We start from the raw sequence: 26,264 nt of genomic DNA, 5'->3' as shown, positions 1-26,264 counted from the left end.
AGCAGTCGGCCAAAACCGGTTGCATGCCAGCATCAGCTGACTGATCCGGCGTCGTCTCCACGTATCGAGCGAGGTGACGTCATGAGTATTTTTAGCCACTTCCAACAACGTTTCGAGTCCACGCGCCAGGAAGAACTCTCGCTGCAGGAGTACCTCGAGCTGTGCAAAGGGGATCGCAGTGCCTACGCATCGGCGGCCGAACGGCTGTTGCTGGCCATCGGTGAGCCAGAGCTGATCGACACCTCTACCAACTCCAGGCTGTCGCGCATCTTCTCCAACAAGGTTATCCGCCGCTATCCGGCCTTTGCCGACTTCCATGGCATGGAAGAGTGCATCGACCAGATCGTGTCTTATTTCCGCCACGCCGCCCAAGGCCTGGAAGAAAAGAAACAGATCCTCTATCTGCTGGGCCCGGTGGGGGGCGGTAAATCGTCGCTGGCCGAAAAACTCAAGCAGCTGATGGAAAAGGTACCGTTCTATGCCATCAAGGGCTCGCCGGTATTCGAGTCGCCCCTGGGGCTTTTCAACGCCACCGAAGACGGGGCCATCCTCGAGGAAGAGTACGGCATCTCGCGGCGCTACCTGAACACCATCATGTCGCCTTGGGCCACCAAGCGCCTGCAGGAGTTCGGCGGCGACATCAGCAAGTTCAAAGTGGTCAAGCTGTACCCGTCGATCCTCAACCAGATCGCCATCGCCAAGACCGAACCGGGCGACGAGAACAACCAGGACATTTCCGCCCTGGTCGGCAAGGTCGATATCCGCAAGCTCGAAGAATTCCCGCAGAACGACGCCGATGCCTACAGCTATTCGGGCGCGCTGTGCCGGGCCAACCAGGGCCTGATGGAATTCGTCGAGATGTTCAAGGCGCCGATCAAGGTCCTGCACCCACTGCTCACGGCCACCCAGGAAGGTAACTACAACAGTACCGAAGGGCTGGGTGCCATTCCCTACACCGGTATCCTGTTGGCCCACTCCAACGAATCGGAGTGGCACACCTTCCGCAACAACAAGAACAACGAGGCGTTCATCGACCGGATCTACATCGTCAAGGTGCCGTACTGCCTGCGCGTCAGCGATGAGATCAAGATCTACGACAAGTTGCTGATCAACAGCTCGCTGGCCAAGGCCCATTGCGCGCCAGACACCCTCAAGATGCTCGCCCAGTTCACTGTACTCTCGCGCCTCAAGGAGCCAGAGAACTCCAACATCTACTCGAAGATGCGCGTCTACGACGGCGAGAACCTCAAGGACACCGATCCGAAGGCCAAGTCGATCCAGGAGTACCGGGACTCGGCAGGCGTCGACGAGGGCATGAACGGCCTGTCGACCCGCTTCGCCTTCAAGATCCTTTCCAAAGTCTTCAACTTCGACCCACACGAGATTGCGGCCAACCCGGTTCACCTGCTGTACGTGCTCGAACAGCAGATCGAACAGGAACAGTTCCCGGCCGAAGTGCGCGAACGCTACCTGCGCTACCTGAAGGAGTACCTGGCACCGCGCTATATCGAGTTCATCGGCAAGGAAATCCAGACTGCCTACCTGGAGTCCTACAGCGAATACGGCCAGAACATTTTCGACCGCTACGTGCTGTACGCCGACTTCTGGATCCAGGACCAGGAATACCGCGACCCGGAAACCGGCGAAATCCTCAACCGCATCGCCCTGAACGAAGAACTGGAGAAGATCGAGAAACCGGCCGGCATCAGCAACCCGAAAGATTTCCGCAACGAAATCGTCAACTTCGTGCTGCGTGCCCGTGCCAACAACAACGGCAAGAACCCGAGCTGGCTCAGCTATGAAAAGCTGCGGGTGGTGATCGAGAAGAAAATGTTCTCCAACACCGAGGACCTGCTGCCGGTCATCAGCTTCAACGCCAAGGCCAGCAAGGAGGACCAACAGAAGCACAACGACTTCGTCACGCGCATGGTGGAGCGTGGCTACACCGACAAACAGGTTCGTCTGCTGTCGGAATGGTACCTGCGGGTCAGGAAATCGCAATAAAGCGACAAGCTACACACTGCGCGCCCAAGGCTGGCAAGCCAGCCTTGGGCGGCAGCAACTGCCTTGCTGCCATTAGGTGCAGCGAGCCCGTAGCTTGAAGCGTGCAGCTGTTCCCAGCTACCGGAGGGACCATGAGCTACGTTATAGACCGACGCCTGAACGGCAAGAACAAGAGCACGGTCAACCGTCAGCGCTTTCTGCGACGGTACCGTGAACACATCAAGAAAGCCGTCGAAGAGGCGGTAAGCCGCCGTTCCATCATGGATATGGAACATGGCGAACAAATCAGCATTCCGGGGCGCGACATCGACGAACCCGTGCTCCACCACGGTCGCGGCGGCAAACAGACTGTCGTACACCCGGGCAACAAGGAATTCACTGCCGGCGAACATATCCCCAGGCCACAAGGTGGCGGCGGGGGTGGCGGCGGCCGCGGCAAAGCGGGCAATTCCGGCGACGGCATGGACGACTTCGTCTTCCAGATCACCCAGGAAGAATTCCTCGAATTCATGTTCGAGGATCTCGAACTGCCCAACCTGGTCAAACGTCACCTGACCGGGACCGACACCTTCAAGACCGTGCGTGCGGGCATCGCCAACGAGGGCAACCCGTCACGCATCAATATCGTGCGCACCCTGCGCTCGGCCCATGCCCGGCGTATCGCCCTGACCGGCAGCAGCCGCGCACTGCTGCGCGAAGCACAAAAGGAACTCGACCGCCTGCGGGTCGAGGAGCCGGACAACTTCACCGATATCCAGGAAGTCGAACAGGAAATCGAACGCCTGAAGGCACGCATCAACCGCTTGCCCTTCCTCGACACCTTCGACCTCAAGTACAACCTGCTGGTCAAGCAGCCCAACCCCAGCTCCAAGGCAGTGATGTTCTGCCTGATGGACGTGTCCGGCTCCATGACCCAGGCCACCAAGGACATCGCCAAGCGCTTCTTCATCCTGTTGTACCTGTTCCTCAAGCGTAACTACGACCGCATCGAAGTGGTGTTCATCCGCCACCACACCAGCGCCCGGGAAGTCGACGAGGAAGAGTTCTTCTACTCGCGGGAAACCGGCGGCACCATCGTCTCCAGCGCGCTCAAGCTGATGCAGGAGATCATGGCCGAACGCTACCCGGCCAGCGACTGGAACATCTACGCCGCTCAGGCTTCTGACGGCGATAACTGGAACGACGACTCGCCGATCTGCCGCGAGATCCTGTCCAAGCAGATCATGCCGCACGTGCAGTACTACACTTACGTCGAGATCACCCCCCGTGAGCACCAGGCGCTGTGGTACGAATACGAACGCATCGGCGAAGCCTTCCCCGACACGTTCGCCCAGCAGCAGTTGGTATCGGCCGGCGACATCTACCCGGTCTTCCGTGAACTCTTCCAGCGCAGGTTAGCCACATGACCGCCAGAGCACAGAGACGCCAACCCATTTCCACCGGGTCCGAGTGGACGTTCGAGCTGATCCAGACCTACGACCGGGAAATCGGCCGCCTGGCCGAACGGTACGCCCTGGACACTTACCCCAACCAGATCGAGGTGATCACGGCCGAGCAGATGATGGACGCCTATGCCTCGGTCGGCATGCCTCTGGGTTACCACCACTGGTCCTACGGCAAACAGTTCCTCAGCACAGAAAAGTCCTACAGCCGTGGCCAGATGGGCCTGGCCTACGAAATCGTGATCAACTCCGACCCCTGCATCGCCTACCTGATGGAAGAAAACACCATGTGCATGCAGGCACTGGTGATTGCCCACGCCTGCTATGGCCATAACAGCTTCTTCAAAGGCAACTACCTGTTCCGCACCTGGACCGACGCCAGCTCCATCATCGATTACCTGGTGTTTGCCAAGCAGTACATCGCCCAGTGCGAAGAGCGCCACGGCATCGACGCCGTGGAAGACCTGATCGACTCCTGCCATGCCCTGATGAACTACGGCGTGGACCGCTACAAACGCCCCTACCCCATCTCCGCAGAAGAGGAACGGCGGCGCCAGAAGGAGCGTGAGGAGCACCTGCAGCGCCAGATCAACGACCTGTGGCGCACCATCCCGAAAAGCGCCGAAAGGGGCAACGAACGCGATGAGGGGCGCTTCCCCGCCGAACCACAGGAGAACATCCTGTATTTCATCGAGAAGAATGCTCCGCTGCTCGAACCCTGGCAGCGTGAAGTGGTGCGCATCGTGCGCAAGATCGCCCAGTACTTCTACCCGCAGCGCCAGACCCAAGTCATGAACGAAGGCTGGGCAACCTTCTGGCACTACACGCTCATGAACGACCTGTACGACGAGGGGCTGATCACTGAAGGCTTCATGATGGAGTTCTTGACCTCGCACACCAGCGTGGTGTTCCAGCCCGGCTTCGACAGCCCCTACTACAGCGGCATCAACCCCTACGCACTGGGCTTTGCGATGTACACCGACATCCGCCGCATGTGCGAAAACCCGACCGATGAAGATCGCCACTGGTTCCCCGACATTGCTGGCAGTGACTGGCTTTCTACCATCAAGTTTGCCATGAGCAGCTTCAAGGACGAGAGCTTCATCCTGCAATACCTTTCGCCCAAGGTAATGCGCGACCTCAAGCTGTTCAGCATCCTCGACGACGACCAGCGCGACGACCTGCTGGTGCCCGCCATCCACGATGAAGCCGGCTACCGGGTGATTCGTGAAATGCTGGCCGCGCAGTACAACCTGGGTAACCGTGAACCGAACGTGCAGATCTGGAGCGTTGACCGTCGCGGTGACCGCTCGCTGACGCTGCGCCACCAGCAACACAACCGCAAACCGCTGGGCGACTCAACCGATGAAGTGCTCAAGCACCTGCATCGCCTGTGGGGCTTCGATATCCACCTGGAGACCGTACAGGGCGAGCAAGTGATGAAAACCCACCACATGCCACCCCGTGGCGAGCACGGCGAAAGCGCCGACTACGGGCGCATGGACCTGGCTGTCATTCACCACCTCTAGTGCTACGCCATAACTGCCGACGGGTTATCCTGTCGGCAGTTATGGAGAGCTGCACATGCACATCTACAAAGTCGGCGGCGCCGTGCGCGACCGCTTGCTCGGCCTTCCTGTCAGCGATATCGACTGGCTGGTGGTAGGCGCCACCGTTGAAGAAATGCACGCCAAGGGTTATCGGCCGGTGGGCGCTGATTTTCCGGTATTCCTGCACCCGAAAACCGGCGAGGAATATGCCTTGGCGCGCACCGAGCGCAAGAGCGGGCGCGGTTATGGCGGATTCACTTTTCACGCCAGCCCTGACGTGACACTGGAGGAAGACCTGATTCGCCGTGATTTGACCATCAACGCGATGGCCGAGGACGAGGCAGGTACGGTGTACGACCCCCACCACGGCAAAGACGATCTCGAAAGACGAATTTTACGCCACGTTTCCCCGGCATTCACCGAAGATCCCTTGCGCGTGCTGCGCGTCGCGCGCTTTGCTGCCCGCTATGCACCGCTAGGTTTCCGGGTTGCCGAAGAGACGCTTGAGCTGATGCGCCAGATCAGCGCCTCTGGCGAGCTGCAGGCGCTGACTGCAGAGCGCAGCTGGAAGGAAATCGAGCGGGCGCTGATGGAGGCACAGCCCCAGGTGTTCTTCCAGGTGCTGCGCGATTGCGACGCCCTGCAGGCCCTGCTGCCTGAGCTTGTTGACGATGCCATGGCCCTGGCGGCTCTGGAACAGGCAGCGGCGCATGAACAGCCTCTGCACGTGCGCTGGGCGTGCCTGTTGCGCGGGCTGGCACCGGCATCGATCAAAGCCGTCAACCAGCGCCTGAAGGCGCCACGGGAATGCCAGGAACTGGCCCTGCTGACAGGCGAATGCCTGGCGCAGGCCAATCAGGCGCTGGAACTGCCTGCCAAGGCACTGCTGGAGCTGTTGCAAAAGTTCGATGTTTACCGACGGCCGCAACGGTTCGAGGATTTTGTGGTGGTTTGCCAGATGACATCGCTTGGCGAGGGCAAGCAGGGTTATCCACAGGCCGATTACCTGCGCGGCGCAGCAACAGCGGCGCGAGCGGTGGATGTGAAGCCGTTGGTGCAGGCCGGGCTGACGGGCCAGGCACTGGGCGAAGCGCTCAAGGCCGAGCGGCTGAAAGCGCTAGAGGCTTACCACCTCGACTGACCATACCGGCCCCTTCGCGGCTAGAGCCGCTCCCACAGGTACAGCGTGAGTCCGATGTTGGCACAGCACCTGTGGGAGCGGGCGCGCCCGCGAATGCCCAAACCCGCTGTATGGCACCGGCTTCGCCGGTGTTCGCGGGCATGCCCGCTTCCACAAGTACAGCGTGGGCGCGAAACCTGCGCGGTACCTGTGGGAGCGGCTTTAGCCGCGAAAGGGCCGGAACAGCCTTAAGCGGGTGTCAGCTGCAACCCACGCCACTCGAAGGCGACCGGGGCCAGTACCTGGTCAATCTGTGCCTCTTGCCACAACCGGGCCATGCTCTTGCCTGCCCCCGGATGCACCAGCTCAGGCGCCAGCAACGACAGCGGCCACAGCACAAACGCGTTCTTCAGGATCTCGGCCCGGGGCAGGACCAGCCCGTCGAAGGTGCCGTGCAGATCGTCATACATCAGCACATCGATATCCAGCGGCAGCCCTTTGCGGTCCGGCGCGTAACGGCCATTTTCGGCCTCGATGAACTTCAGCCGACGGTCCAGTTCGATCAGCGGCAGTGCGGTTTGCCCGGTCACTACGAAATTGATGAACGGCCCGCTCTTGATCCCCACCGGCTGGCTTTCGAACACCGGCGAGCAGCGCATGTCGGTGAGGATGCCCGCCAACGCATCGAGCCCGGCGCACAAGTGCGCCTCACGGTCGATGTTGCTGCCAAGGCCAAGGTAAACCGTGCTCAGAGACATCCGCGCTCGATCTCCACGCCAACACCGCCACGGGCCGCCGGTACCGCACCCGGCTTGGTCAGTTTCAACCGCACCCAGGGGATATGGAATTCTTCCATCAAGGTTGCCACCAGGCGCTCGGCAAAGGTTTCCACCAACTCGAAACGGGCCTGCTCGGCAAACGCCTGGATGCGTGCCGAGACACTGGCGTAGTCCAGCGCCAGGTTCAGGTCGTCACCCGCTGCGGCCGGGCGGTTGTCCCAGGCAAAGCTCAGGTCCAGGCGCAAGCACTGGCGAATATCCCGCTCCCAGTCATAGGCACCGATGACGGTATCGACTTCCAGGCCTTCGATGAACACTCTGTCCAAGCACTTCTCTCCACAGCACGACAAGGGCGACTGGCGCCGTTAGAATCAGGGCGTCCTCGCCCGGAATAGTTAGCATGTTTTGGTTACTGGCGTTGCTCGCCTACCTGCTCGGCTCACTGTCCTTCGCCATTCTCCTCAGCCGCCTTTCGGGCAGCCCGGACCCGCGTTCCAGTGGTTCAGGCAATGCCGGCGCTACCAACATGCTACGCCTGGCAGGCCGTAAACTGGCGATCCTGACCCTGCTTGGCGACCTGTGCAAGGGCCTTTTGCCGGTATTGCTCGCCCGCGTTGCCGGGCTGGACCTGCACGCGCAAGCCTGGGTGGGCGTGTGCGCGGTGCTGGGCCACCTGTTCCCCCTGTACTTCCGCTTCCGGGGTGGCAAGGGCGTGGCCACGGCTGCCGGCATGCTCATGGGCCTGTATTTCCCGGCCGCGCTGCTGGCCATCGGCGCCTGGCTGCTGACGTTCTACCTCACCCGCACCAGCTCGCTGGCGGCGCTGATTGCCACGCCGCTGACCTTGCCATTGCTGGCCTGGCGCGAGCCCGAAGCACTGCTGCCGATCACCGTGCTGACCGTGATGATCGTGTGGCGCCACCGCAACAACCTGCGCGACCTGTTCGCCGGACGCGAACGGCACTTCTGAGCGTTCGGCTTCACACGTTACAGCGGCGGCAACTGCTCCATCGGCCAGCGCGCCTGCACGCTGATCGCCAGGTCCTGGTGCTGCCCCGCCAACAGGCGCTGGCAACCGGCGTAGGCGATCATCGCGCCGTTGTCGGTACAGAACTGCGGGCGCGCGTAGTACACGTTGCCCTTGATGCTGCCGAGCATGTCTTCGAGGGACGCTCGCAAAGCCTTGTTGGCACTCACACCACCGGCGATGACCAGGCGCTTGAGGCCGGTCTGCTTGAGCGCCCGCTTGCACTTGATGGTCAAAGTCTCCACCACCGCCTGCTGGAATGCCAGGGACAGGTCGCAACGGGTTTGCTCACTGTCGTCGCCAGCGTTCTTGCATTGCTGCCAGGTGTTGAGGGCGAAGGTCTTGAGGCCACTGAAGCTGAATTCCAGGCCCGGGCGGTCGGTCATCGGCCGCGGGAACACGAAGCGACCAGGTACACCCTGCTCGGCCAGGCGCGCGATTTCCGGGCCGCCGGGGTAGTTGAGGCCGATCAGCTTTGCGGTCTTGTCGAACGCTTCGCCGGCGGCATCGTCCAGGCTTTCGCCCAGCAGTTCGTACTGACCGATGCCATCGACGCGTACCAGCTGGGTGTGTCCGCCTGAAACCAACAAAGCGACGAACGGAAACTCAGGTGGGTTTTCTTCCAGCATGGGCGCCAGCAAGTGGCCTTCCATGTGGTGCACGCCAATCGCCGGAATGTCCCAGGCAAAGGCCAGCGCCTGTGCGCAGGAGGCGCCCACCAGCAATGCGCCGACCAGGCCAGGACCCGCGGTGTAGGCAATGGCGTCGATCTCGGTGGCGACGCAGCCCGCCTCCTCCAGCACCTGGCGAATGAGCGGCAACATGCGCTTCACGTGGTCACGCGAGGCAAGCTCGGGAACAACACCGCCAAACACGCGATGCAGGTCGATCTGGCTGAACAGTGCGTCGGCCAACAAGCCGCGCTCACTGTCGTATAATGCGACGCCAGTTTCGTCGCAGGATGTTTCCAATCCCAGTACTAGCATGGGTTCGTCCCTTGTGGGGGCTGAATTCGAAGGCGCGCATGATAGTCCCCGTGTCGGATGCCGACCAGCGGTTTTCGATCAGAGGCTTTGCATTCCGGCTTGCTAAGGGTTAACATCCGCAACCCTTGAAAACCGACGTTCTCCAGCACACCTTTGTTTTGCCAGGAGCACGTCTACCCCGGTAATGAATTAAGGTAGCCCTGGATGCCAGCCGTCAAAGTTAAAGAGAACGAACCCTTCGACGTAGCTCTGCGTCGTTTCAAGCGCTCCTGCGAAAAAGCCGGTGTACTGGCTGAAGTTCGTAGCCGCGAGTTTTACGAGAAGCCGACCGCCGAGCGTAAGCGCAAAGCAGCTGCTGCTGTTAAGCGTCACGCCAAGAAAGTACAGCGCGAACAGCGCCGCGCCGTTCGTCTGTACTAATACAGACGTTCTACGCAAAGCTTCTGCCCTGCCCGGCTAACCGCCGGGTGATGGCAGCGGTCGTTTCAAACTTGAGCAGCTAGCTCAAGGCCCCGCACAAGCTTCACGCGAAGTGCACAGGGGCAACCTGCCTGAAACGTCAGAGCTGGTCTTTCTTGCTGTATGACCAGACGTGCACGTCCGACTGACGGGCCCTTAGGGGCTGGCGACGAGCACACATTCCCTCGCACTTCCCCAAGCATCACCTGCCCCATTCGGCGCGTGAGCGATTAGACTTGCCAGTTGCCAGATGACGAGACTGCCATGGCCGGGCTGATTCCCCAGAGTTTCATTGACGACCTGATCAACCGCCTCGACATCGTCGACGTGGTGAGTTCGCGCGTCCAGCTGAAAAAAACCGGCAAAAACTACTCGGCCTGCTGCCCGTTCCACAAAGAGAAGACACCGTCCTTCACGGTCAGCCCCGACAAGCAGTTCTACTACTGCTTCGGCTGCGGCGCCGGCGGCAACGCCCTGGGCTTCGTCATGGACCACGACAACCTGGACTTCCCCCAGGCTGTCGAAGAACTGGCCCGCGCCGCTGGCATGGAAGTGCCCCGCGAGCAAGGCCGCCGCGACCAGAAGCCTCGCCAGCCAACCGACTCGCCGCTGTACCCGCTGCTGGACGCCGCCTCGGAGTTCTACCGCCAGGCCCTGCGCAGCCACCCGACCCGCAAGGCCGCAGTGGACTATCTTAAGGGCCGCGGCCTGTCCGGGGAGATCGCTCGCGATTTCTGCCTGGGCTTCGCCCCGCCCGGCTGGGACAACCTGCTCAAGCACCTGGGTGCTGACGCCCTGCAGCAAAAGGTGATGATCGATGCCGGCCTGCTGATCGAAAACGCCGAAAGCGGCAAGCGCTACGACCGTTTCCGCGACCGGGTGATGTTCCCCATTCGCGACAGCCGCGGGCGCATCATCGCCTTCGGCGGCCGGGTACTGGGCGACGACAAGCCCAAGTACCTGAACTCCCCGGAAACCCCGGTGTTCCACAAGGGCCAGGAACTGTACGGGCTGTACGAGGCGCGCAAGCATAACCGCAACCTCGACGAAATCATCGTCGTCGAGGGCTACATGGACGTCATCGCCCTGGCTCAACAGGGCCTGCGCAATGCCGTGGCTACCCTTGGCACCGCCACCAGCGAAGAGCACCTCAAGCGCCTGTTCCGGGTAGTGCCCAGCGTGCTGTTCTGCTTCGACGGCGACCAGGCCGGGCGCAAGGCCGCCTGGCGTGCGCTGGAGTCGACCCTGTCGAACCTGCAGGACGGCCGCCGCGCGCGCTTCCTGTTCCTGCCCGAAGGCGAAGACCCGGACAGCCTGGTGCGCGCCGAAGGCACCGATGCCTTCAGGGCCCGCATCAACCAGCACGCCCAGCCGCTGGCCGACTACTTCTTCGAGCAACTGGGCGTTGAAGCCGACCCGCGATCGCTGGAAGGCAAGGCGCACATGGCGACCCTGGCCACACCGTTGATCGAAAAGATCCCTGGCGCCAACCTGCGCCAACTGATGCGCAACCGCCTGAAGGAAATCACCGGCCTGGACCCGCAGCAGGTCGAGCAACTGGCCCAACAAGCGCCAGCAGCCAGCAGTGTGCCGGACTACGACCCTGGCTACGACTACGACGCCATGGCCAGCTACACCCCTGACTACGGCGACATGCCGCAGCACGACTTCGTCCCCGCTCAGCAGGAGCAGGCGTGGAAGCCGAACAAGGGCGGAGGCAAAAAGCAGTGGAGCGACAAACCCTGGGACAAGAACCGCAAAGGCGGCAAGCCCTGGCAGCAACGAGATGAAGCGCCACCGCGCGTGCCTGCCCCGGTCGAGCCGCCTACCCTGGCCGCCCTGCGCACCCTGCTGCACCACCCGCTGCTGGCCGGCAAGGTGGAAGATGCCAGCCACTTTGCCGACGAAGAACACTTGTACAGCCAGCTGCTGGTGTCATTGATCGAAGCCGCACAGAAAAATCCTGGGCTAAGCTCAATGCAGTTGATCGCGCGCTGGCATGGCACCGAACAGGGCCGCCTGCTGCGGGCCCTGGCGGAAAAGGAATGGCTGATCGTAGCCGACAACCTTGAACAACAGTTTTTCGACACTATAACTAGCTTGTCCGCCCGCCAACGCGAGCGCAGCCTGGAACAACTGCTCAGGAAATCACGTCAAAGTGAGTTGACCAGCGAGGAAAAAACCCAGCTCCTCGCCCTGCTGAGCCGGAATGTTCCCGCACAAACGCCGACCTCATCTGGCGCGTGAGGCCCATGCTCGGGTATAATCCTCGGCTTGTTTTTTGCCCGCCAAGACCTTCAGTGGATAGGGTGTTATGTCCGGAAAAGCGCAACAGCAGTCTCGTATCAAAGAGTTGATCACCCGCGGTCGTGAGCAGGGCTACCTGACTTACGCGGAGGTCAACGACCACCTGCCTGAGGATATTTCAGATCCTGAACAGGTGGAAGACATCATCCGCATGATCAACGACATGGGGATCAACGTATTCGAGAGTGCTCCGGATGCGGATGCCCTTCTGTTGGCGGAAGCCGACACCGACGAAGCCGCGGCCGAAGAAGCCGCTGCTGCGTTGGCGGCAGTTGAAACCGATATCGGCCGCACGACCGACCCGGTGCGCATGTACATGCGTGAAATGGGTACCGTCGAGCTTCTGACCCGCGAAGGCGAGATCGAAATCGCCAAGCGTATCGAGGAAGGCATCCGTGAAGTCATGGGCGCCATCGCTCACTTCCCGGGCACTGTCGATTACATTCTCGGCGAATATGACCGCGTCACCACCGAGGGCGGCCGACTGTCGGACGTGCTCAGCGGTTACATCGACCCTGACGACAACATCGCCGCGCCGACCGAAGAGGTGCCGATCCCTGGCGCCAAGGCCGCAGCTGCGAAGGAAGAGTCTGACGACGAAGAGGAAGAAGCCGAGAGCAGTGACGACGAGGAAGAGACCGAGAGCGGTCCGGACCCGGTAGTCGCAGCCCAACGTTTCGGTGCGGTATCCGACCAGCTTCAAGCGACCTTCAAGGTCGTGAAGAAGCACGGTCGTGCCCACAAGGAAAGCATCGCGGCCCTGCAAGCCCTCGCCGACCTGTTCATGCCGATCAAGCTGGTACCCAAGCAGTTCGAGGTCCTGGTAGAGCGTGTTCGTGATGCCCTGAACCGTCTGCGTCAGCAAGAGCGCGCCATCATGCAGCTGTGCGTGCGTGATGCCCGCATGCCGCGTGCCGACTTCCTGCGCATGTTCCCGAGCAACGAAACCGACCAGACCTGGAGCGGTGACCTGGCCAAGCGCAACACCAAATGGGCTGCTGCCCTGGGTGAAAAGGACGCCGCCATCGTCGCTTGCCAGCAGAAGCTGATCGACCTTGAGACCGAAACCGGCCTGACCGTTGCCGAGATCAAGGACATCAACCGTCGCATGTCGATCGGTGAAGCGAAGGCCCGTCGCGCCAAGAAAGAAATGGTCGAGGCGAACCTGCGTCTGGTGATCTCCATCGCCAAGAAGTACACCAACCGTGGCCTGCAGTTCCTCGACCTGATCCAGGAAGGCAACATCGGCTTGATGAAAGCGGTGGACAAGTTCGAATACCGTCGCGGCTACAAGTTCTCGACCTACGCCACCTGGTGGATCCGCCAGGCGATCACCCGTTCGATCGCCGATCAGGCACGCACCATCCGTATTCCGGTGCACATGATCGAGACGATCAACAAGCTCAACCGTATTTCCCGCCAGATGCTGCAGGAAATGGGTCGCGAACCGACCCCGGAAGAGCTGGGCGAGCGCATGGAAATGCCTGAGGACAAGATCCGCAAGGTACTGAAGATCGCCAAAGAGCCGATCTCCATGGAAACCCCGATCGGTGACGACGAAGATTCGCACCTGGGCGACTTCATCGAGGACTCGACCATGCAGTCCCCGATCGACGTGGCCACGGTCGAAAGCCTCAAGGAAGCCACCCGTGACGTGCTCTCGGGCCTGACTGCACGCGAAGCCAAGGTGCTGCGCATGCGCTTCGGTATCGACATGAACACCGACCACACCCTCGAAGAGGTGGGTAAGCAGTTTGACGTAACGCGTGAGCGGATCCGTCAGATCGAAGCGAAGGCGTTGCGCAAACTGCGCCACCCGACTCGCAGCGAGCATCTGCGCTCCTTCCTCGACGAGTGATGACAAAACCCCGGCCCAGGCCGGGGTTTTTCTTTTCTGTCTTTTGAAACACTCGCGGTCCCTGTAGGGCAGCCTTGTGCTGCGAAGAGGCCATCCGGGTCACCGTACACCTGCGCCCATACCGGCCCATTCGCAGCACAAAGCTGCTCCTACACGTATCTCGCTTACCCCACGCTTGCGCAATGCCCGTCTACACTCGACGTCAGACCCCAAAAATGCGAGGCCGCTATGCCGCTCATGCCGGCCATTCTGCTGCTGCTCCTGATTTTGTGGAACACAACGGCCGGCGCCCTGACCCTGACAGACGAGGAGAAAGCCTGGCTGGCTGCCCACCAACAGCTGAGCCTGGGCGTAGACGCCTCTTGGCCACCGTTCGAGTTTCGCGACCAGGAGGGCCGGTACCAGGGATTGGCCGCCGATTACATCGCCGCGATCCAGCAACGCCTGGGCGTGACGCTCAAACCGGTCGAGCCCAGCAGCTGGACCGAGGTATTGGCGCAAGCGCGGGAAAACCGCATCGACCTGCTGCCCGGTATCATGTCCACCCCCGAACGCCAAGGCTACCTGGCCTTCACCCGCCCGTACCTCGACTTCCCCATCGTCATCCTCGCCCACAAAGGCGGCGCACAACCGCGCAAACTGGACGACCTGTACGGCCTGAAGATAGCCGTGGTCGAAAACTACGCCCCGCACGAACTGCTGCGTACGCATCACCCCGACCTCAACCTGGTGGCACTGCCCAATGTGAGCTCCACCTTGCAGGCCTTGGCCACCGATCAGGTGGACGCCGTGGTCGGCGACCTCGCTTCAAGCATCTGGAGCCTGCGCCAGCTCAAGCTCGATGGGCTCTACGTCAGTGGCGAAACGCCCTACCGCTACCAGTTGGCCATGGCCGCACCACGCGACAACAAAGTGCTGGTGGGCATTCTGGACAAAGTCATGGCCGACATGAGCAGCGGCGAAGTCAGCCAGATCCAGCAGCGCTGGGTGGGTAATGTGGTCGACCAACGGATGTTCTGGTCTGACCTGCTGGTGTATGGCCTGCCAACGGTGCTGTTGCTGATGGCCGTGCTGGCCGTGGTGATCCGTATCAATCGTCGGCTCAGCTCGGAAATTTCCCGGCGTATCGCACTGGAGCAGGAGCTGCGCAGCAGCGAGTACCACTACCGCGGCCTGGTCGAGAGCCTGTCCGCCATCGCCTGGGAAGCCGATGCCAACGACTTCACCTACAGCTACGTCTCCCCACATGCCGAAGACTTGCTTGGCTACCCGCTGAGCGACTGGCTCAGGCCGGGCTTCTGGCGCAGCATCCTGCACCCGGAGGACGCCCTCTGGGCCCAGGCCTACTGCGACAGCGAAACCGCAGCCGGACGCGACCATAGCCTGGACTATCGGGTAATCCGGGCTGACGGCCAGCCCCTGTGGGTACGCAATATCGTCAGCATGATCGAACACGGGCACCAGCCAGTGATGCGCGGGCTGATGATCGACATCAGCGAAACCAAGCGTACCGAGGACGCCCTGCGCCTTTCCGAACAAAAGTTTGCCTCGGTGTTCCAGCAGTGCCCCGACATTCTGCTGATCGCCCGCCACAGCGACGGCTGCCTGCTGGAGGTGAACGAAGCCTTCGAAGAGCAGATCGGCCTGACCGCGGGACAGGTGCTTGGCCGCAGCGCTACGGATCTGCACCTGTGGGGTGTCGAAGGCTCCGGCCCCCCGCTGCTTGAGCGCCTGCACCAAGGCGGTATCCGCAACCTGGAAATGAGCTTCCGGCGCAGCAATGGCCAACTGTTCACCGGCCTCACCTCGGCCGAAACCTTCGAACTCGACGGCACCCCGGCACTGGTGGTGGCGGTGCGCGACATCAGCCAGCTCAAGGAAACCCAGGGGCAGTTGCAAACCTCGGAAGAGAAATTCGCCAAGGCCTTCCACGCTTCGCCCGACGGCCTGCTGCTGTCGCGCCAGAGCGACGGTTTGCTGCTCGAGGTGAACGAAGGCTTCTGCCGCCTCACAGGCTACGACCTCAACCCGACCATCGACCAGACCTCGCTTGACCTGGGTATCTGGGTCGACCTCAACGAACGCAAACGCATGGTCGACCAGCTCAACCGCGACGGCTTCGTGCGCGATTTCACCTGCCACATCCGCCGCAGCGACGGGCAGATCCGCCTGTGCGAGCTGTCCGCCAGGCCCCTGCCGATTGGCGGCGTCGATTGCATGCTGACCATCGCCCGCGACATCACCGAGCGCCACCTGATGCAGGAAAAACTGCAGCTGGCCGCCACCGTGTTCGAGAACACCGCCGAAGGCGTGCTGATCACCGACATCGACCAACGCATCAGTGCCGTCAACCGCGCCTTCAGCGAAATCACCGGCTACAGCGAGATCGAAGCCCTCGGCCAGACCCCTCGCCTGCTTGCCTCCGGCCAGCATGACAGCGCCTTCTATGCCGCCATGTGGCACCAGCTTACTGCCGAGGGCCACTGGCAAGGTGAGATCTACAACAAGCGCAAGAACGGCGAACTGTACCCCGGCTGGCTGACCATCAGTGCGGTGCGCAACAGCGAACGCGAGATCACCCACTTCGTTGCCGTGTTCGCCGACATTTCCAGCCTCAAGCACGCCCAGGCCAAGCTCGACTACCAGGCCCACCACGACCCGCTGACCGGCCTGCCGAACCGTGCCTTGTTCGAGAACCGCCTGCAGGCCGTGCTCACTTGCGCTCAGGTGTCCAACCGCCAGGGCGCGGTGCTGTTCCTTGACCTCGACCGCTTCAAGCACATCAACGACAGCCTTGGCCACCCGGTCGGCGACCTGCTGCTCAAGGGCATTGCACAGCGCCTGAAAGAACAGGTGCGGGACGTCGACACCGTAGCCCGCCTGGGCGGCGACGAGTTCATCATCCTGCTGCCCGGCCTGCACAAGCCCAGTGACGCCAGCACCATCGCCAACAAGCTGCTGGCCTGCTTTGTCGCACCGTTCCAGGCCGGTGAGCACGAGTTCTTCACCAGCGCCAGCATCGGCATCAGCCTGTATCCGCAGGACGGCACCGACGTGGCCACGCTGATCCGCAACGCCGACGCTGCCATGTACCGCTCCAAAGCCAAAGGCCGCAACCGCGTTGAAGCCTACACCCGCGACCTGACCGCCCAGGCCAGCGAGCGCATCGCCCTGGAGCACGAGCTGCGCCGAGCCGTCGAACGCAACGAAATGAGCCTGTGCTTCCAGCCCAAGCTCAGCCTCAAGACCCAGAACCTGGTAGGCGCCGAGGCGCTGATCCGCTGGAGCCACCCGACCTTTGGTGAAGTGCCGCCAGAGCACTTCATCCACCTGGCAGAAGAGAACGGCACCATCCTCCAGCTCGGCGACTGGGTACTGGAACAAGCCTGTCGGCAGATGCAGGCCTGGAAGCAGCACTACGAACCCTTCGGCCCATTGTCGATCAACCTCGCCGGCGCCCAGCTACGCCAGCCACACCTGGCCCGGCGCATCGAACAGTTGCTCAAGCACTACCAGCTCAAGGCGGGTGACCTGCAACTGGAGATCACCGAAAACTTCATCATGAGCCAGGCGGAAGAAGCACTGGCCGTGCTGTACCAGCTGAAAAAACTGGGCGTGCAGCTGGCCATCGACGACTTTGGCACCGGCTATTCATCGCTGAGCTATCTCAAGCGCCTGCCGCTGGACATTCTCAAGATCGACAAGTCGTTCATCCGTGGCCTGCCCGACGACCCCCACGACGCCGCCATCGCCCGTGCGATCATTGCCCTGGGGCGCAGCATGCAACTGACCATCATTGCCGAGGGCGTGGAAAACCAGGCTCAGCAACGCTTCCTGGCGGCCGAGGGCTGCGAGCAGATCCAGGGCTACATCGTCAGCCTGCCGCTGCCGCCAAGCGAGTTCGCGGCAACGTTTCTTCGCATAGCACTATCGGATCTTTCAGATGGCACAGGTGCGAAACCCTCGTTATAATCCGGCCACTTACTGAGGGCCTATAGCTCAGTTGGTTAGAGCAGAGGACTCATAATCCTTTGGTCCACGGTTCAAGTCCGTGTGGGCCCACCAAATACGAAAGCCGCGCAAATGCGCGGCTTTTTTTGGCTGTGGATCGGCTACGCAGTTACGCTCTCTTCTTCCGTACATGCCCCGCCCCCACCAAACTGTCTGTGTACTTGCCAGACGTGTGACGAGATGCGCTGTTTGCTCGCGCCTCAGCCAACCGAAGTGCTTCCCATCCTTTCATAGCCAGGGCCACAGTCTTCGGCACGGGTTTTTCGCCACTACGGTAATAAGCCAACATCCGCCTGCTCAGCCCGAGCTCCTGTGCAGCACGATCCAACGTCAACTCATGCTTGGCCATCCAATTCCAGATGAGTTCATGTGAACACTCCCCTGCCTGTTCAACCGCTCGTGCACGCAGGTTGTCAGCAGCAAGTTCAAGATTGTCGTTGTTGGCCCAGATGACCGTGTCATTCCACTCGCCAATGGCAGCCGTTGCGAATACCTCGGGGTCGGCAAGCGGGGCCAACGTCGTGTGTTTCCCGATGATTTCATCCAGCGCCACCGTGAATTGCTGCCCGTCCGCAAAGGTCAGCAGCAATGAAGCGGGGGCCACCGCGGCGACCTCTGTCAGCTGGAATTGTTTGTTGGTCATGGATTCAGCTCCTCCCAAATTGCTAGCAGTCGAGCCCTGTTCCGCGACGCCCATTCGAGCGCTTCGCTCATCTCGCGCTGGGAAACCCGCGAACCACCAAAGCCGGCCACCGGAGTCAAGTCATTGATCGCGATCAGTGCCTGACGACCATCACTGAATCGCAGATGGAAATGCGGGGGCAGATGATCATTTGCATACAGGCAGATTACGCAATTGGACAATCGATGGATCGTGGGCATGGGCTAATCATACAGTGCAATGGTTGCACCAGACAGTACCATTCGAGCAACACGCCTACAGCCTCAAAAATGTAACGTTTCTGGTTACGTCTCTCTCGGCCGCATCTCGACCTGCCGCGGGTTGTAGAACGTCATGCCATCCGGAATATCCCGCGTAACCAGCGACATCGCTCCGATCACCACGTCGTCACCAATCTCGATACAGTCGGCAACGATGCAACTGTTGGCGCCCATGCTCACGTTGTCGCCAATGCGCAGCGCGTATTCCGCCAAGCCGAGGGTCTTGATGCCGATCGAGCAGTTTTGCCGAACAAAGAAATTGCGCCCGATGCTCACGTGCCGGGTGATCACCACCCCAGGCAGGTGTGCGATGCGCAGGCCGGGCGCGATCTGTGCGCCGATGTCGATGTCCACCGCGTACTTGAGATTGAGCCGCTGTTGCATGCGCCGCGCGTGACGCCGGAGCAGGCCGCCGCGGGCGTCGAGGTACTGGGCCAGGCGGAAGGCAAACAGAAAGCGCAGCTTGTTGTCCTTGCGTGCACGGCGCAGCACGTTGAACAGCAGGCTGGTACGGCGTCCGGGCCTTTTCTTGTTGGAGACTTCCAGTCGCCAGCATTCGAGCAGGTGGTCGAGGTTCACGCTGAGTTTCCCGTTGGACTGGCGCTTCATCATGCCGAAGGCACAGCCACCAGGCCAGCGCGGTCGCTGTAGGAGCGCGCCGGATTGTTCAGCTGTGCCCGGCCTTGCCCTGATTGGCACTCGCTGGCTAGGCTAGCAGGCCAACCGTAGAGACTCGCCATGTCGGATTCCCGCTCCATCACGCTGGATGAAATCGATCGCCAGCTGATCGCCCTGCTGCAAATCAACGCCCGCGAAAGCGTCGCCACCCTCGCGCGCCAGCTGGGCATCGCCCGCACCACCGTCAACTCGCGCCTGGAACGGCTGGAGAAGAACAAGGTCATCTCAGGCTATGGCGTGCGCTTGGGTCAGAGTGTGATGGGTGGCGGGCTGCAAGCGTACGTGGGGATCAAGGTGCAGCCGCGCTCCGGGAAGGAAGTGGTACGCCGCCTGAGTGCCATGGGCCAGGTGCAGCAGCTGTGTGCGGTAAGCGGCGAATTCGACTATGTGGCCTGGCTGCGTACAGACTCGCCCGAACAACTGGACCAGCTGCTCGACCAGATCGGTAGCGTCGACGGGGTGGAGAAGACCACCACATCGATCATTCTCAGCAGCAAGGTGGACCGTGGGCAGCCGGTCTAAGCGGGCTGGCGGTCAGGCTTCCTGGCCGTCGAGCAGGCCATCGAGGATTGCCGAAAGGCTTTCAGCAGAATGCTGCATCGACCAGACGATGTCACGGCTGCGCTCGGGGGCGTGGTGCTGGGCGTAGTCGGTGGCGACCTGATTGAGGCCACGGGCCAAAAAGCGGGTTCTCACGCCCGATCGCCGAATTTGCGGCGACCCGGTGAAGTTAACTGTGAAGCGATTCCCGCGATGCCAGACCGAGGCGATAGCGGCCGTAGGGTAATTCTTTAAATTGTGCTGAGCCGTAAGAATTTTCTGATCAGCCCTACCTAAAGCTCACTGATGTCAGGCCGACAGATCGCATAAAGGCCAAAGGGTGCCCGCCTTGCGATTTGCAGCGCCTATAAGATCGAGCCCCGCCCGCGCGGCGCATCGCGAGATGGCGCTCGCTCCTAAGTTTGTTTCGGCCAGTCATGCCTATGAGGATTTCGCGCGACCGCCTTGTTTGTCCCACTCGATATCGCGTCGTGTGCCATGGCGGTCGTGCGAAAACCTACCAGCCTCTGTCCGGGTTACATTCCGCAATTCAGTAGCACTCAGATAACCCGCCAATGTGTATAGGCTGGAAAGCGAATGGATTGACAGACCTCGCCTCCCCCACCAAACTATACGCAGGTTACGTACAATAAATGGAAGCAGTTTTTGTTGAGCTCCCCCCGTTCGAACGTCACCGAGCGAGTTATCTGAATGATCAGGACTTTCGTCTCTTACAGCTGCTCTTGATGAAGGATCCCTTCGCCGGGGATGCGATCAAGGGCACCGGAGGTCTTAGCTGTCAATTCTGGTTATTCACGGTGTACGGCAAAGACATGCAGGATGACTTGACCGATTCCCAGCGAAAAGCGCTGAGAACGATGCTTGAACGCGAATACCTGTTGAGGAAAAACCATGCCCCGCAACCTGTTCACTGAACTCACGGAAGGCTTCGACGCCCTGGCCGAAGAACGCCAAGGCAAAAAAACCCTACGCTCGCACAAAGCCAGCCTCACCGAACTGGCCCCATTGGTCCCCAACGAACTGCTGGAGCTGCGCCAGCGCCTCAACATGTCCAGGGCACTGTTCGCAAACCATCTCCGAACCAATGCCAGAACGCTGGAAAACTGGGAGCAAGGCCGCTCCAGACCCAATGCGCAAGCAGTCGCACTGATTCGTCTGGTACAGAAATACCCTGAGACGGTGGATCATTTGGCATCTTTGGCTTGATTCGTCAAAAGCAATGAAAAATCGGCTAATACGACGAGCAAAGCTACTTTCAGACAACACTATGCTCCTTAATAACGAATCCCCAAACCCCTAAAATGACCGCCAGGCATCTCCTATACTCAGGCTCCGCTCCCTGCGCAGCCTCTCTGGCAAGGTCACTTCATGAACAAGAAAAACCGCCACCCCGCCGACGGCAAGCAGCCCATCACCATCTTTGGCCCGGACTTCCCCTTCGCCTTCGACGACTGGCTGGAACACCCCGCAGGCCTGGGCAGCATCCCAGCAGATCGCCAAGGTGAAGAAGTGGCCATCGTGGGTGCCGGTATCGCTGGACTGGTGGCGGCGTACGAGCTGATGAAGCTGGGCTTGAAGCCGGTGGTGTACGAGGCCTCCAAGCTGGGTGGCCGGCTGCGTTCGCAAGCCTTCAACGGCACCGACGGGATCATCGCCGAACTCGGTGGCATGCGTTTCCCGGTGTCGTCCACGGCGTTCTATCACTACGTGGACAAGCTGGGCCTGGAGACCAAGCCCTTCCCCAACCCGCTGACCCCGGCCTCGGGCAGCACGGTGATCGACCTGGAAGGCCAGACCTACTACGCCGAAAAAACCACCGACCTGCCCAAGCTGTTCCACGAAGTGGCCGACGCCTGGGCCGATGCGCTGGAAAGTGGCGCCCAGTTCGCCGACATCCAGCAAGCCATCCGCGACCGCGATGTACCGCGGCTCAAGGAGTTGTGGAACAAGCTGGTGCCGCTGTGGGACGACCGCACCTTCTACGACTTCGTGGCCACCTCGCGCTCGTTTGCCAAACTGAGCTTCCAGCACCGCGAAGTGTTCGGCCAGGTCGGCTTTGGCACCGGCGGATGGGACTCGGACTTCCCCAACTCGATGCTGGAAATCTTCCGCGTGGTGATGACCAACTGCGACGACCACCAGCACCTGGTCGTCGGCGGTGTGGAGCAGGTGCCGCAAGGTATCTGGCGCCATGTGCCGGAGCGCTGCGCCCACTGGCCGGAGGGCACCAGCCTGAGCGGCCTGCATGGCGGCGCGCCGCGCACCGGGGTCAAGCGCATCGCCCGTGCCGCCGATGGCCGCCTGGCGGTCACCGACAACTGGGGCGACACCCGGCACTACGGCGCCGTGCTCGCCACCTGCCAGACCTGGCTGCTGACCACCCAGATCGACTGCGAGGAATCGCTGTTCTCGCAAAAAATGTGGATGGCCCTGGACCGCACCCGCTACATGCAATCGTCGAAGACGTTCGTCATGGTCGACCGGCCGTTCTGGAAGGACAAGGACCCGCAAACCGGCCGCGACCTGATGAGCATGACCCTCACCGACCGCCTCACCCGCGGCACCTACCTGTTCGACAACGGCGACGACAAGCCGGGGGTGATCTGCCTGTCCTACGCCTGGATGAGCGACGCGCTGAAGATGCTGCCGCACCCGGTGGAAAAGCGCGTGCAGCTGGCCCTGGATGCGCTGAAGAAGATCTACCCCAAGACCGATATCGCCGGGCACATCATCGGCGACCCGATCACCATTTCCTGGGAGGCCGACCCGCACTTCCTCGGCGCCTTCAAGGGCGCACTGCCGGGCCACTACCGCTACAACCAGCGCATGTACGCGCATTTCATGCAGCAGGACATGCCTGCCGAGCAGCGCGGCATGTTCATCGCCGGTGACGACGTGTCGTGGACCCCGGCGTGGGTGGAAGGCGCGGTGCAGACGTCGCTGAATGCGGTGTGGGGTATCATGAACCACTTCGGTGGCCAGACCCACCCGGACAACCCCGGCCCGGGCGATGTGTTTGACGAGATCGGCCCGATCGCCCTGGCAGACTGACTCAAGGAGGCACCATGCGCATTGCTCTGTTCCAGGGCGCCCCCAAGCCACTGGACGTGCCCGGCAACCTGCAACGGCTGCGCCACCAGGCGCAGCTGGCAGCCGACCGCGGCGCACAGTTGCTGGTGTGCCCGGAAATGTTCCTGACCGGCTACAACATCGGCCTGCCCCAGGTCGAGCGGCTGGCCGAAGCCGACGATGGCCCGGCGGCGATGGACGTGGTGGAAATAGCCCAGGCGCACCGCATCGCGATCGTCTATGGCTACCCCGAGCGTGGTGATGATGGGGCGATCTACAACAGTGTGCAGTTGATCGACGCGCACGGGCGCAGCCTGTGCAACTACCGCAAGACTCACCTGTTCGGTGAGCTGGACCGCGCGATGTTCAGCGCCGGCGCCGATCACTTCCCGGTGGTGGAACTGGACGGTTGGAAAGTCGGCCTGCTGATCTGTTACGACATCGAGTTCCCGGAGAACGCCCGGCGCCTGGCGCTGGGTGGTGCCGAACTGATCCTGGTGCCGACGGCGAACATGGCCCCGTACGACTTCGTCTGCCAGGTGACCGTGAGGGCGCGGGCGCAGGAAAACCAGTGCTACCTGGTGTATGCCAATTATTGCGGCTCGGAAGACGACATCCAGTATTGCGGGCAGAGCAGCATCATAGGCCCTGATGGCAGCCTGCTGGCCATGGGTGGGCGGGATGAATGCCTGCTGCTGGCGGAGCTGGAGCATGAGCAGGTGGTGCAGGGGCGTGAGGCATTTCCTTACCTGACAGACCTGCGCCAGGAACTGCACCTGCGTAAAAGCTGACGTCCCATTCGCGGGCGCGCCCGCTCCCACAGGATTGGTGTCAGTCTGCAAGCCACACCATACCTGTAGGAGCGGGCGCGCCCGCGAAGAGGCCGGGCCTGCTCATACAAATGGGTTAGCATGAACACCTACCCGGAGTTTTCATGCCTGACACCACCCGCCACCTCACCCTCGCCAACGGCCTGCAGCTCACCCTGCGCCACGCCCCGCGCCTTAAGCGCTCGGCCGCCGCATTGCGGGTGCACGCGGGCAGCCATGACGCTCCCGCCAGGTGGCCCGGCCTGGCCCACTTCCTCGAACACCTTTTCTTCCTCGGCACCGCGCAGTTCCCCCTGAACGATGGCCTGATGCGCTACGTCCAGGCCCTCGGTGGCCAGGTCAACGCCAGCACCCGGGAACGCGCCACCGATTTCTTCTTCGAAGTGCCGACCAATGCCTTGGCTGGGGGCCTTGAGCGCCTGTGCCAGATGCTGGCCGAACCGGACCTGGGCATCGAGCGCCAACGCCGCGAACGCGAAGTGATCCACGCCGAGTTCATCGCCTGGTCGCGCAACCCGCAGGCTCAGCAGCAGTTCGCCTTGCTGCAATCGGTGTCGCCGGGGCATCCGCTAGGGGCTTTTCACGCCGGTAACCGGCACACCCTGGCCTTGCAGAACCCCGCCTTTCAGCAAGCCCTCGAAGGCTTTCACCAACGCTATTACCAGGGAGGCCAGATGACCCTGAGCCTGTGTGGCCCACAGGCGCTGGATGAACTGGAACAGCTGGGCAGGCAGCATGCCAGCCTGTTCGCGACGGGTACGCAGGCGCTACAAACGCTGCCACCACTACTGTCGCCTACGAACACGCGCCTGGTGTTCACCCATGAAAAGCTACCGGCAGGTGCCGAGCAGGCCCTGGAATTACTGATCAGTTGCCTGGGCGACAACCGCCCGGGTACCTGGCTGCATGCGCTGCGCCAACGCGGCTGGCTGCAAAGCTTCAAGGCCGAGAGGGTGTACAGCTTCGCCGGGCAGTTACTTTGGCACATCGACCTGCAGCTCAGCGCAAGCGCCAAACCGGACGAAGCAGATGCCCTGCTGCAGGGTTGGTTCAGCTTCATCCGCCAGGCCGACCTTGAGCAGATGAACCACGCATTCGGCCTGCTGCAGCTCAGCCGTGAACGCAGCGCCGGCGCGCTTGAGCTGGCTCGCCGGGACAGCACGGGCCAGCCGTTCGCCAAGCTGGATGCGCAAGGCCAGCAGGCTTTGGGCGCGCTGCTCCAGGGCCTGCCGGGCCAAGCGCATGGGCAATGGCAACTGCCCCCCGTCGACCCCTTGCTGATGGCAGATTTGCCCAATGCCCCGGCGCAACCTCTACCGGCGGCCCTGAAGACCAGCGACCTGCTGCCTGGCACCCGTCAGTACGCCGCGCTTTACCTGCGCTGGCACCTGCCTTCGCCCCTGCGCCAGCGTTTGCAGGCCGTGCTGGAACAGGCGCTGGCCCCACTGCAGGAGCGCTGCGAGCGCGCGTCGGTGCAACTGCTGTTCAGTGCCGTTGGCGAATACTGGCAATTGCGCTGCGCCGGGCAACCGGCAGCGGTGCTTCGGGCAGTGGAGCAGGCCTTGGCCCTGATGCTCAAGCCAGCAACCAGTTGCTGGCAGCCCAGCACGGCGACGCCACCGCCACTGATCCCCATCAGGGCCTTGCTCAAGCAACTGCCCGACGCGGTAGTGGGCGCCCACCCCGCAAGTGCGCCTGCCAGCATGCCGACGCAGTCGCAACTCGACAGCCTGTGGCAGCACGCCCGCTGGCATGGCCTTGCCACAGGTTTCGACGCTGCTGCGCTAAGCGCTTTGGGCACTGCGTTACAGCACTGCCCTGGGCAAGGCTCGCTGCCTGCCCCCCCGCCTACATGGGCCAGCCACCGTTGGCAGCACGCCGAAGTACCCGGCAGTGAACACGCCCTGTTGCTGTTCTGCCCGCTCCCTGCGGCCAGCGAAGCCAGCGGCCGCGTGCTTGCGCAATTGCTGCAAGGGCCGGTTTACCAACGGCTGCGGGTAGAGCTGCAACTCGGCTACGCGGTGTTCAGTACCTTTCGTCAGGTCGAGGGTGTCGGCGGCCTGTTGTTCGGGGTGCAGTCGCCACATACCCGCCAAGCGCAGGTCCTCGACCACCTGCTCACCCTGCTGCGGCAAGGCATCACGCTGGATCCGGGCGCTCGCGTGGCGTTGGCCGAGCAATTCGACGAGCCCGCCATGGCCAACGCCGACGTTGCCGAATGGGCATGGCAGACACACCTGGCTACACAACCCGGCACGCTAGATGAGCTGCGCAGGGCTATCTTGAAGACGCGGCAGACGGATATGGACCAGCTGCTGGGCACCCTGCTCGATAAGGATTGCCCTTGGCTCTGCTTGGCCAACGCTGCCGCGCCAACCCTTGAATGGCAGTGAACAACCTCGCGATTGTTACGCCAATTGCAACGGCGCTTTTCGAATAATTAACCTTTCGGTACAAATTTTTCTTGTAAGATAGCGCAATCCCAGTTTCAGGGAACTGCCGGCCCATGGCGGTACCCAAGTAGTAGCTGAGCAACCCAACCCTCATTCGGAAGGAGTAATTCCATGTGGACCAAACCTGCTTACACTGACCTGCGTATCGGTTTCGAAGTCACCATGTACTTCGCAAGCCGCTAAGCCAG

Annotated in this window: 23 protein-coding genes and 1 tRNA gene; 17 read left to right on the top strand and 7 right to left on the bottom strand. The window is 61.7% G+C overall.

Annotated features, from left to right (window positions below; translation table 11 throughout):
• The first annotated feature begins 81 nt into the window (after positions 1-81).
• The 4 genes from PP4_RS02180 (at position 82) to PP4_RS02165 (ending at position 6,137) form a co-directional block, all read left to right on the top strand.
• Entirely contained in the window at positions 82-2,004 is a 1,923-nt protein-coding gene (locus PP4_RS02180) for a PrkA family serine protein kinase (RefSeq protein WP_016497703.1), read from the top strand.
• A 131-nt stretch (positions 2,005-2,135) separates the two neighbouring features.
• Positions 2,136-3,410, top strand: a complete 1,275-nt coding sequence (locus PP4_RS02175; RefSeq protein ID WP_016497702.1) for a YeaH/YhbH family protein — start codon at positions 2,136-2,138, stop codon at positions 3,408-3,410.
• A complete protein-coding gene (locus PP4_RS02170) occupies positions 3,407-4,975 on the top strand; it encodes a SpoVR family protein (protein WP_016497701.1) in 1,569 nt (522 codons plus the stop codon). Before PP4_RS02175 ends, PP4_RS02170 begins: the two co-directional genes overlap by 4 nt.
• A 55-nt stretch (positions 4,976-5,030) precedes the next feature.
• Positions 5,031-6,137: a multifunctional CCA addition/repair protein gene (locus tag PP4_RS02165; RefSeq protein WP_016497700.1), complete on the top strand. Its 1,107-nt coding sequence runs from the start codon at positions 5,031-5,033 to the stop codon at positions 6,135-6,137.
• A 227-nt stretch (positions 6,138-6,364) separates the two neighbouring features.
• Here PP4_RS02165 and folK read toward each other — a convergent pair whose 3' ends face one another.
• Both folK and folB read right to left on the bottom strand, forming a co-directional pair.
• A complete protein-coding gene (gene folK, locus PP4_RS02160; protein ID WP_016497699.1) occupies positions 6,365-6,874 on the bottom strand; it encodes a 2-amino-4-hydroxy-6-hydroxymethyldihydropteridine diphosphokinase in 510 nt (169 codons plus the stop codon).
• Positions 6,865-7,221, bottom strand: a complete 357-nt coding sequence (gene folB / locus PP4_RS02155; RefSeq protein ID WP_004375185.1) for a dihydroneopterin aldolase — start codon at positions 7,219-7,221, stop codon at positions 6,865-6,867. Before folB ends, folK begins: the two co-directional genes overlap by 10 nt.
• A gap of 74 nt (positions 7,222-7,295) precedes the next feature.
• Between folB and plsY the strand changes: the two genes are divergently transcribed.
• The gene (gene plsY / locus PP4_RS02150) at positions 7,296-7,865 is read left to right on the top strand and encodes a glycerol-3-phosphate 1-O-acyltransferase PlsY (RefSeq protein ID WP_016497698.1); all 570 of its coding nucleotides are present in this window, start codon (positions 7,296-7,298) and stop codon (positions 7,863-7,865) included.
• A gap of 17 nt (positions 7,866-7,882) precedes the next feature.
• On the opposite strand, the gene tsaD is transcribed toward plsY, so the two are convergent.
• The gene (gene tsaD, locus PP4_RS02145; RefSeq protein ID WP_016497697.1) at positions 7,883-8,908 is read right to left on the bottom strand and encodes a tRNA (adenosine(37)-N6)-threonylcarbamoyltransferase complex transferase subunit TsaD; all 1,026 of its coding nucleotides are present in this window, start codon (positions 8,906-8,908) and stop codon (positions 7,883-7,885) included.
• A gap of 204 nt (positions 8,909-9,112) precedes the next feature.
• On the opposite strand from tsaD, the gene rpsU reads away from it, so the two are divergent.
• The 5 genes from rpsU to PP4_RS02120 all read left to right on the top strand — a co-directional run bounded on the left by rpsU (position 9,113) and on the right by PP4_RS02120 (position 17,597).
• Complete coding sequence (gene rpsU / locus PP4_RS02140; RefSeq protein ID WP_003255575.1) at positions 9,113-9,328, top strand: 30S ribosomal protein S21; 216 nt, start codon at positions 9,113-9,115, stop codon at positions 9,326-9,328.
• A 303-nt stretch (positions 9,329-9,631) separates the two neighbouring features.
• Positions 9,632-11,614 carry a DNA primase gene (gene dnaG, locus PP4_RS02135; RefSeq protein WP_016497696.1) on the top strand — a complete coding sequence of 661 codons (1,983 nt, stop codon included), beginning with the start codon at positions 9,632-9,634 and terminating at the stop codon, positions 11,612-11,614.
• A gap of 67 nt (positions 11,615-11,681) precedes the next feature.
• Positions 11,682-13,532 (top strand): RNA polymerase sigma factor RpoD, encoded by a 1,851-nt coding sequence (gene rpoD, locus PP4_RS02130; protein ID WP_016497695.1) that lies wholly within the window; start codon positions 11,682-11,684, stop codon positions 13,530-13,532.
• Positions 13,533-13,760: 228 nt separating this feature from the next.
• The gene (locus PP4_RS02125; RefSeq protein ID WP_016497694.1) at positions 13,761-17,504 is read left to right on the top strand and encodes a bifunctional diguanylate cyclase/phosphodiesterase; all 3,744 of its coding nucleotides are present in this window, start codon (positions 13,761-13,763) and stop codon (positions 17,502-17,504) included.
• 16 nt (positions 17,505-17,520) lie between these two features.
• Positions 17,521-17,597 (top strand) — tRNA-Ile (locus PP4_RS02120).
• A 55-nt stretch (positions 17,598-17,652) separates the two neighbouring features.
• Here PP4_RS02120 and PP4_RS02115 read toward each other — a convergent pair.
• The 3 genes from PP4_RS02115 to PP4_RS02110 all read right to left on the bottom strand — a co-directional run bounded on the left by PP4_RS02115 (position 17,653) and on the right by PP4_RS02110 (position 19,064).
• Entirely contained in the window at positions 17,653-18,186 is a 534-nt protein-coding gene (locus PP4_RS02115) for a DUF2442 domain-containing protein (protein ID WP_016497693.1), read from the bottom strand.
• Positions 18,183-18,425 (bottom strand): DUF4160 domain-containing protein, encoded by a 243-nt coding sequence (locus tag PP4_RS27705; RefSeq protein ID WP_016497692.1) that lies wholly within the window; start codon positions 18,423-18,425, stop codon positions 18,183-18,185. Before PP4_RS27705 ends, PP4_RS02115 begins: the two co-directional genes overlap by 4 nt.
• Positions 18,426-18,509: 84 nt before the next feature.
• A complete protein-coding gene (locus PP4_RS02110; RefSeq protein WP_041167953.1) occupies positions 18,510-19,064 on the bottom strand; it encodes a serine acetyltransferase in 555 nt (184 codons plus the stop codon).
• 159 nt (positions 19,065-19,223) lie between these two features.
• Here PP4_RS02110 and PP4_RS02105 point away from each other — a divergent pair, with 159 nt between their 5' ends.
• The gene (locus tag PP4_RS02105) at positions 19,224-19,685 is read left to right on the top strand and encodes an Lrp/AsnC family transcriptional regulator (RefSeq protein ID WP_016497690.1); all 462 of its coding nucleotides are present in this window, start codon (positions 19,224-19,226) and stop codon (positions 19,683-19,685) included.
• Positions 19,686-19,697: 12 nt separating this feature from the next.
• Here PP4_RS02105 and PP4_RS29250 read toward each other — a convergent pair whose 3' ends face one another.
• Positions 19,698-19,859 (bottom strand): hypothetical protein, encoded by a 162-nt coding sequence (locus tag PP4_RS29250; protein WP_016497689.1) that lies wholly within the window; start codon positions 19,857-19,859, stop codon positions 19,698-19,700.
• Between the two features lie 497 nt (positions 19,860-20,356).
• On the opposite strand from PP4_RS29250, the gene PP4_RS02100 reads away from it, so the two are divergent.
• From PP4_RS02100 to pqqA, 6 genes are all read left to right on the top strand, one after another.
• Positions 20,357-20,638 (top strand): hypothetical protein, encoded by a 282-nt coding sequence (locus PP4_RS02100; RefSeq protein ID WP_041167506.1) that lies wholly within the window; start codon positions 20,357-20,359, stop codon positions 20,636-20,638.
• The gene (locus PP4_RS02095; protein WP_016497688.1) at positions 20,616-20,930 is read left to right on the top strand and encodes a helix-turn-helix domain-containing protein; all 315 of its coding nucleotides are present in this window, start codon (positions 20,616-20,618) and stop codon (positions 20,928-20,930) included. The genes PP4_RS02100 and PP4_RS02095 overlap by 23 nt, the downstream gene beginning before the upstream one ends.
• A 162-nt stretch (positions 20,931-21,092) precedes the next feature.
• The gene (locus PP4_RS02090) at positions 21,093-22,775 is read left to right on the top strand and encodes a flavin monoamine oxidase family protein (protein ID WP_016497687.1); all 1,683 of its coding nucleotides are present in this window, start codon (positions 21,093-21,095) and stop codon (positions 22,773-22,775) included.
• A gap of 14 nt (positions 22,776-22,789) precedes the next feature.
• The gene (locus PP4_RS02085) at positions 22,790-23,584 is read left to right on the top strand and encodes a carbon-nitrogen hydrolase family protein (protein WP_016497686.1); all 795 of its coding nucleotides are present in this window, start codon (positions 22,790-22,792) and stop codon (positions 23,582-23,584) included.
• A 143-nt stretch (positions 23,585-23,727) separates the two neighbouring features.
• Positions 23,728-26,016, top strand: a complete 2,289-nt coding sequence (gene pqqF / locus PP4_RS02080; RefSeq protein WP_016497685.1) for a pyrroloquinoline quinone biosynthesis protein PqqF — start codon at positions 23,728-23,730, stop codon at positions 26,014-26,016.
• 171 nt (positions 26,017-26,187) lie between these two features.
• The gene (pqqA, locus tag PP4_RS27700) at positions 26,188-26,259 is read left to right on the top strand and encodes a pyrroloquinoline quinone precursor peptide PqqA (protein ID WP_008365141.1); all 72 of its coding nucleotides are present in this window, start codon (positions 26,188-26,190) and stop codon (positions 26,257-26,259) included.
• Positions 26,260-26,264: the final 5 nt, after the last annotated feature.

It is taken from the genome of Pseudomonas putida NBRC 14164, assembly GCF_000412675.1.
Taxonomy (GTDB): domain Bacteria; phylum Pseudomonadota; class Gammaproteobacteria; order Pseudomonadales; family Pseudomonadaceae; genus Aquipseudomonas; species Aquipseudomonas putida.
The sequence above is the reverse complement of the archived record's forward strand: the minus strand, read 5'-3'. Positions and strand labels throughout refer to the sequence as shown.

What these genes read in the sequence shown, in the direction of transcription:
- PP4_RS27705 (WP_016497692.1), bottom strand. Translation starts at nt 18,425, where the DNA reads ATGCCCACGATCCATCGATTGTCCAATTGCGTAATCTGCCTGTATGCA.
- PP4_RS02100 (WP_041167506.1), top strand. Translation starts at nt 20,357, where the DNA reads ATGGAAGCAGTTTTTGTTGAGCTCCCCCCGTTCGAACGTCACCGAGCG.
- PP4_RS02095 (WP_016497688.1), top strand. Translation starts at nt 20,616, where the DNA reads ATGCCCCGCAACCTGTTCACTGAACTCACGGAAGGCTTCGACGCCCTG.
- PP4_RS02085 (WP_016497686.1), top strand. Translation starts at nt 22,790, where the DNA reads ATGCGCATTGCTCTGTTCCAGGGCGCCCCCAAGCCACTGGACGTGCCC.
- PP4_RS02115 (WP_016497693.1), bottom strand. Translation starts at nt 18,186, where the DNA reads ATGACCAACAAACAATTCCAGCTGACAGAGGTCGCCGCGGTGGCCCCC.
- PP4_RS02105 (WP_016497690.1), top strand. Translation starts at nt 19,224, where the DNA reads ATGTCGGATTCCCGCTCCATCACGCTGGATGAAATCGATCGCCAGCTG.
- PP4_RS02175 (WP_016497702.1), top strand. Translation starts at nt 2,136, where the DNA reads ATGAGCTACGTTATAGACCGACGCCTGAACGGCAAGAACAAGAGCACG.
- folK (WP_016497699.1), bottom strand. Translation starts at nt 6,874, where the DNA reads ATGTCTCTGAGCACGGTTTACCTTGGCCTTGGCAGCAACATCGACCGT.
- rpsU (WP_003255575.1), top strand. Translation starts at nt 9,113, where the DNA reads ATGCCAGCCGTCAAAGTTAAAGAGAACGAACCCTTCGACGTAGCTCTG.
- tsaD (WP_016497697.1), bottom strand. Translation starts at nt 8,908, where the DNA reads ATGCTAGTACTGGGATTGGAAACATCCTGCGACGAAACTGGCGTCGCA.
- PP4_RS02125 (WP_016497694.1), top strand. Translation starts at nt 13,761, where the DNA reads ATGCCGCTCATGCCGGCCATTCTGCTGCTGCTCCTGATTTTGTGGAAC.
- dnaG (WP_016497696.1), top strand. Translation starts at nt 9,632, where the DNA reads ATGGCCGGGCTGATTCCCCAGAGTTTCATTGACGACCTGATCAACCGC.
- PP4_RS02165 (WP_016497700.1), top strand. Translation starts at nt 5,031, where the DNA reads ATGCACATCTACAAAGTCGGCGGCGCCGTGCGCGACCGCTTGCTCGGC.
- rpoD (WP_016497695.1), top strand. Translation starts at nt 11,682, where the DNA reads ATGTCCGGAAAAGCGCAACAGCAGTCTCGTATCAAAGAGTTGATCACC.
- pqqF (WP_016497685.1), top strand. Translation starts at nt 23,728, where the DNA reads ATGCCTGACACCACCCGCCACCTCACCCTCGCCAACGGCCTGCAGCTC.
- PP4_RS02180 (WP_016497703.1), top strand. Translation starts at nt 82, where the DNA reads ATGAGTATTTTTAGCCACTTCCAACAACGTTTCGAGTCCACGCGCCAG.
- PP4_RS02090 (WP_016497687.1), top strand. Translation starts at nt 21,093, where the DNA reads ATGAACAAGAAAAACCGCCACCCCGCCGACGGCAAGCAGCCCATCACC.
- plsY (WP_016497698.1), top strand. Translation starts at nt 7,296, where the DNA reads ATGTTTTGGTTACTGGCGTTGCTCGCCTACCTGCTCGGCTCACTGTCC.
- PP4_RS02170 (WP_016497701.1), top strand. Translation starts at nt 3,407, where the DNA reads ATGACCGCCAGAGCACAGAGACGCCAACCCATTTCCACCGGGTCCGAG.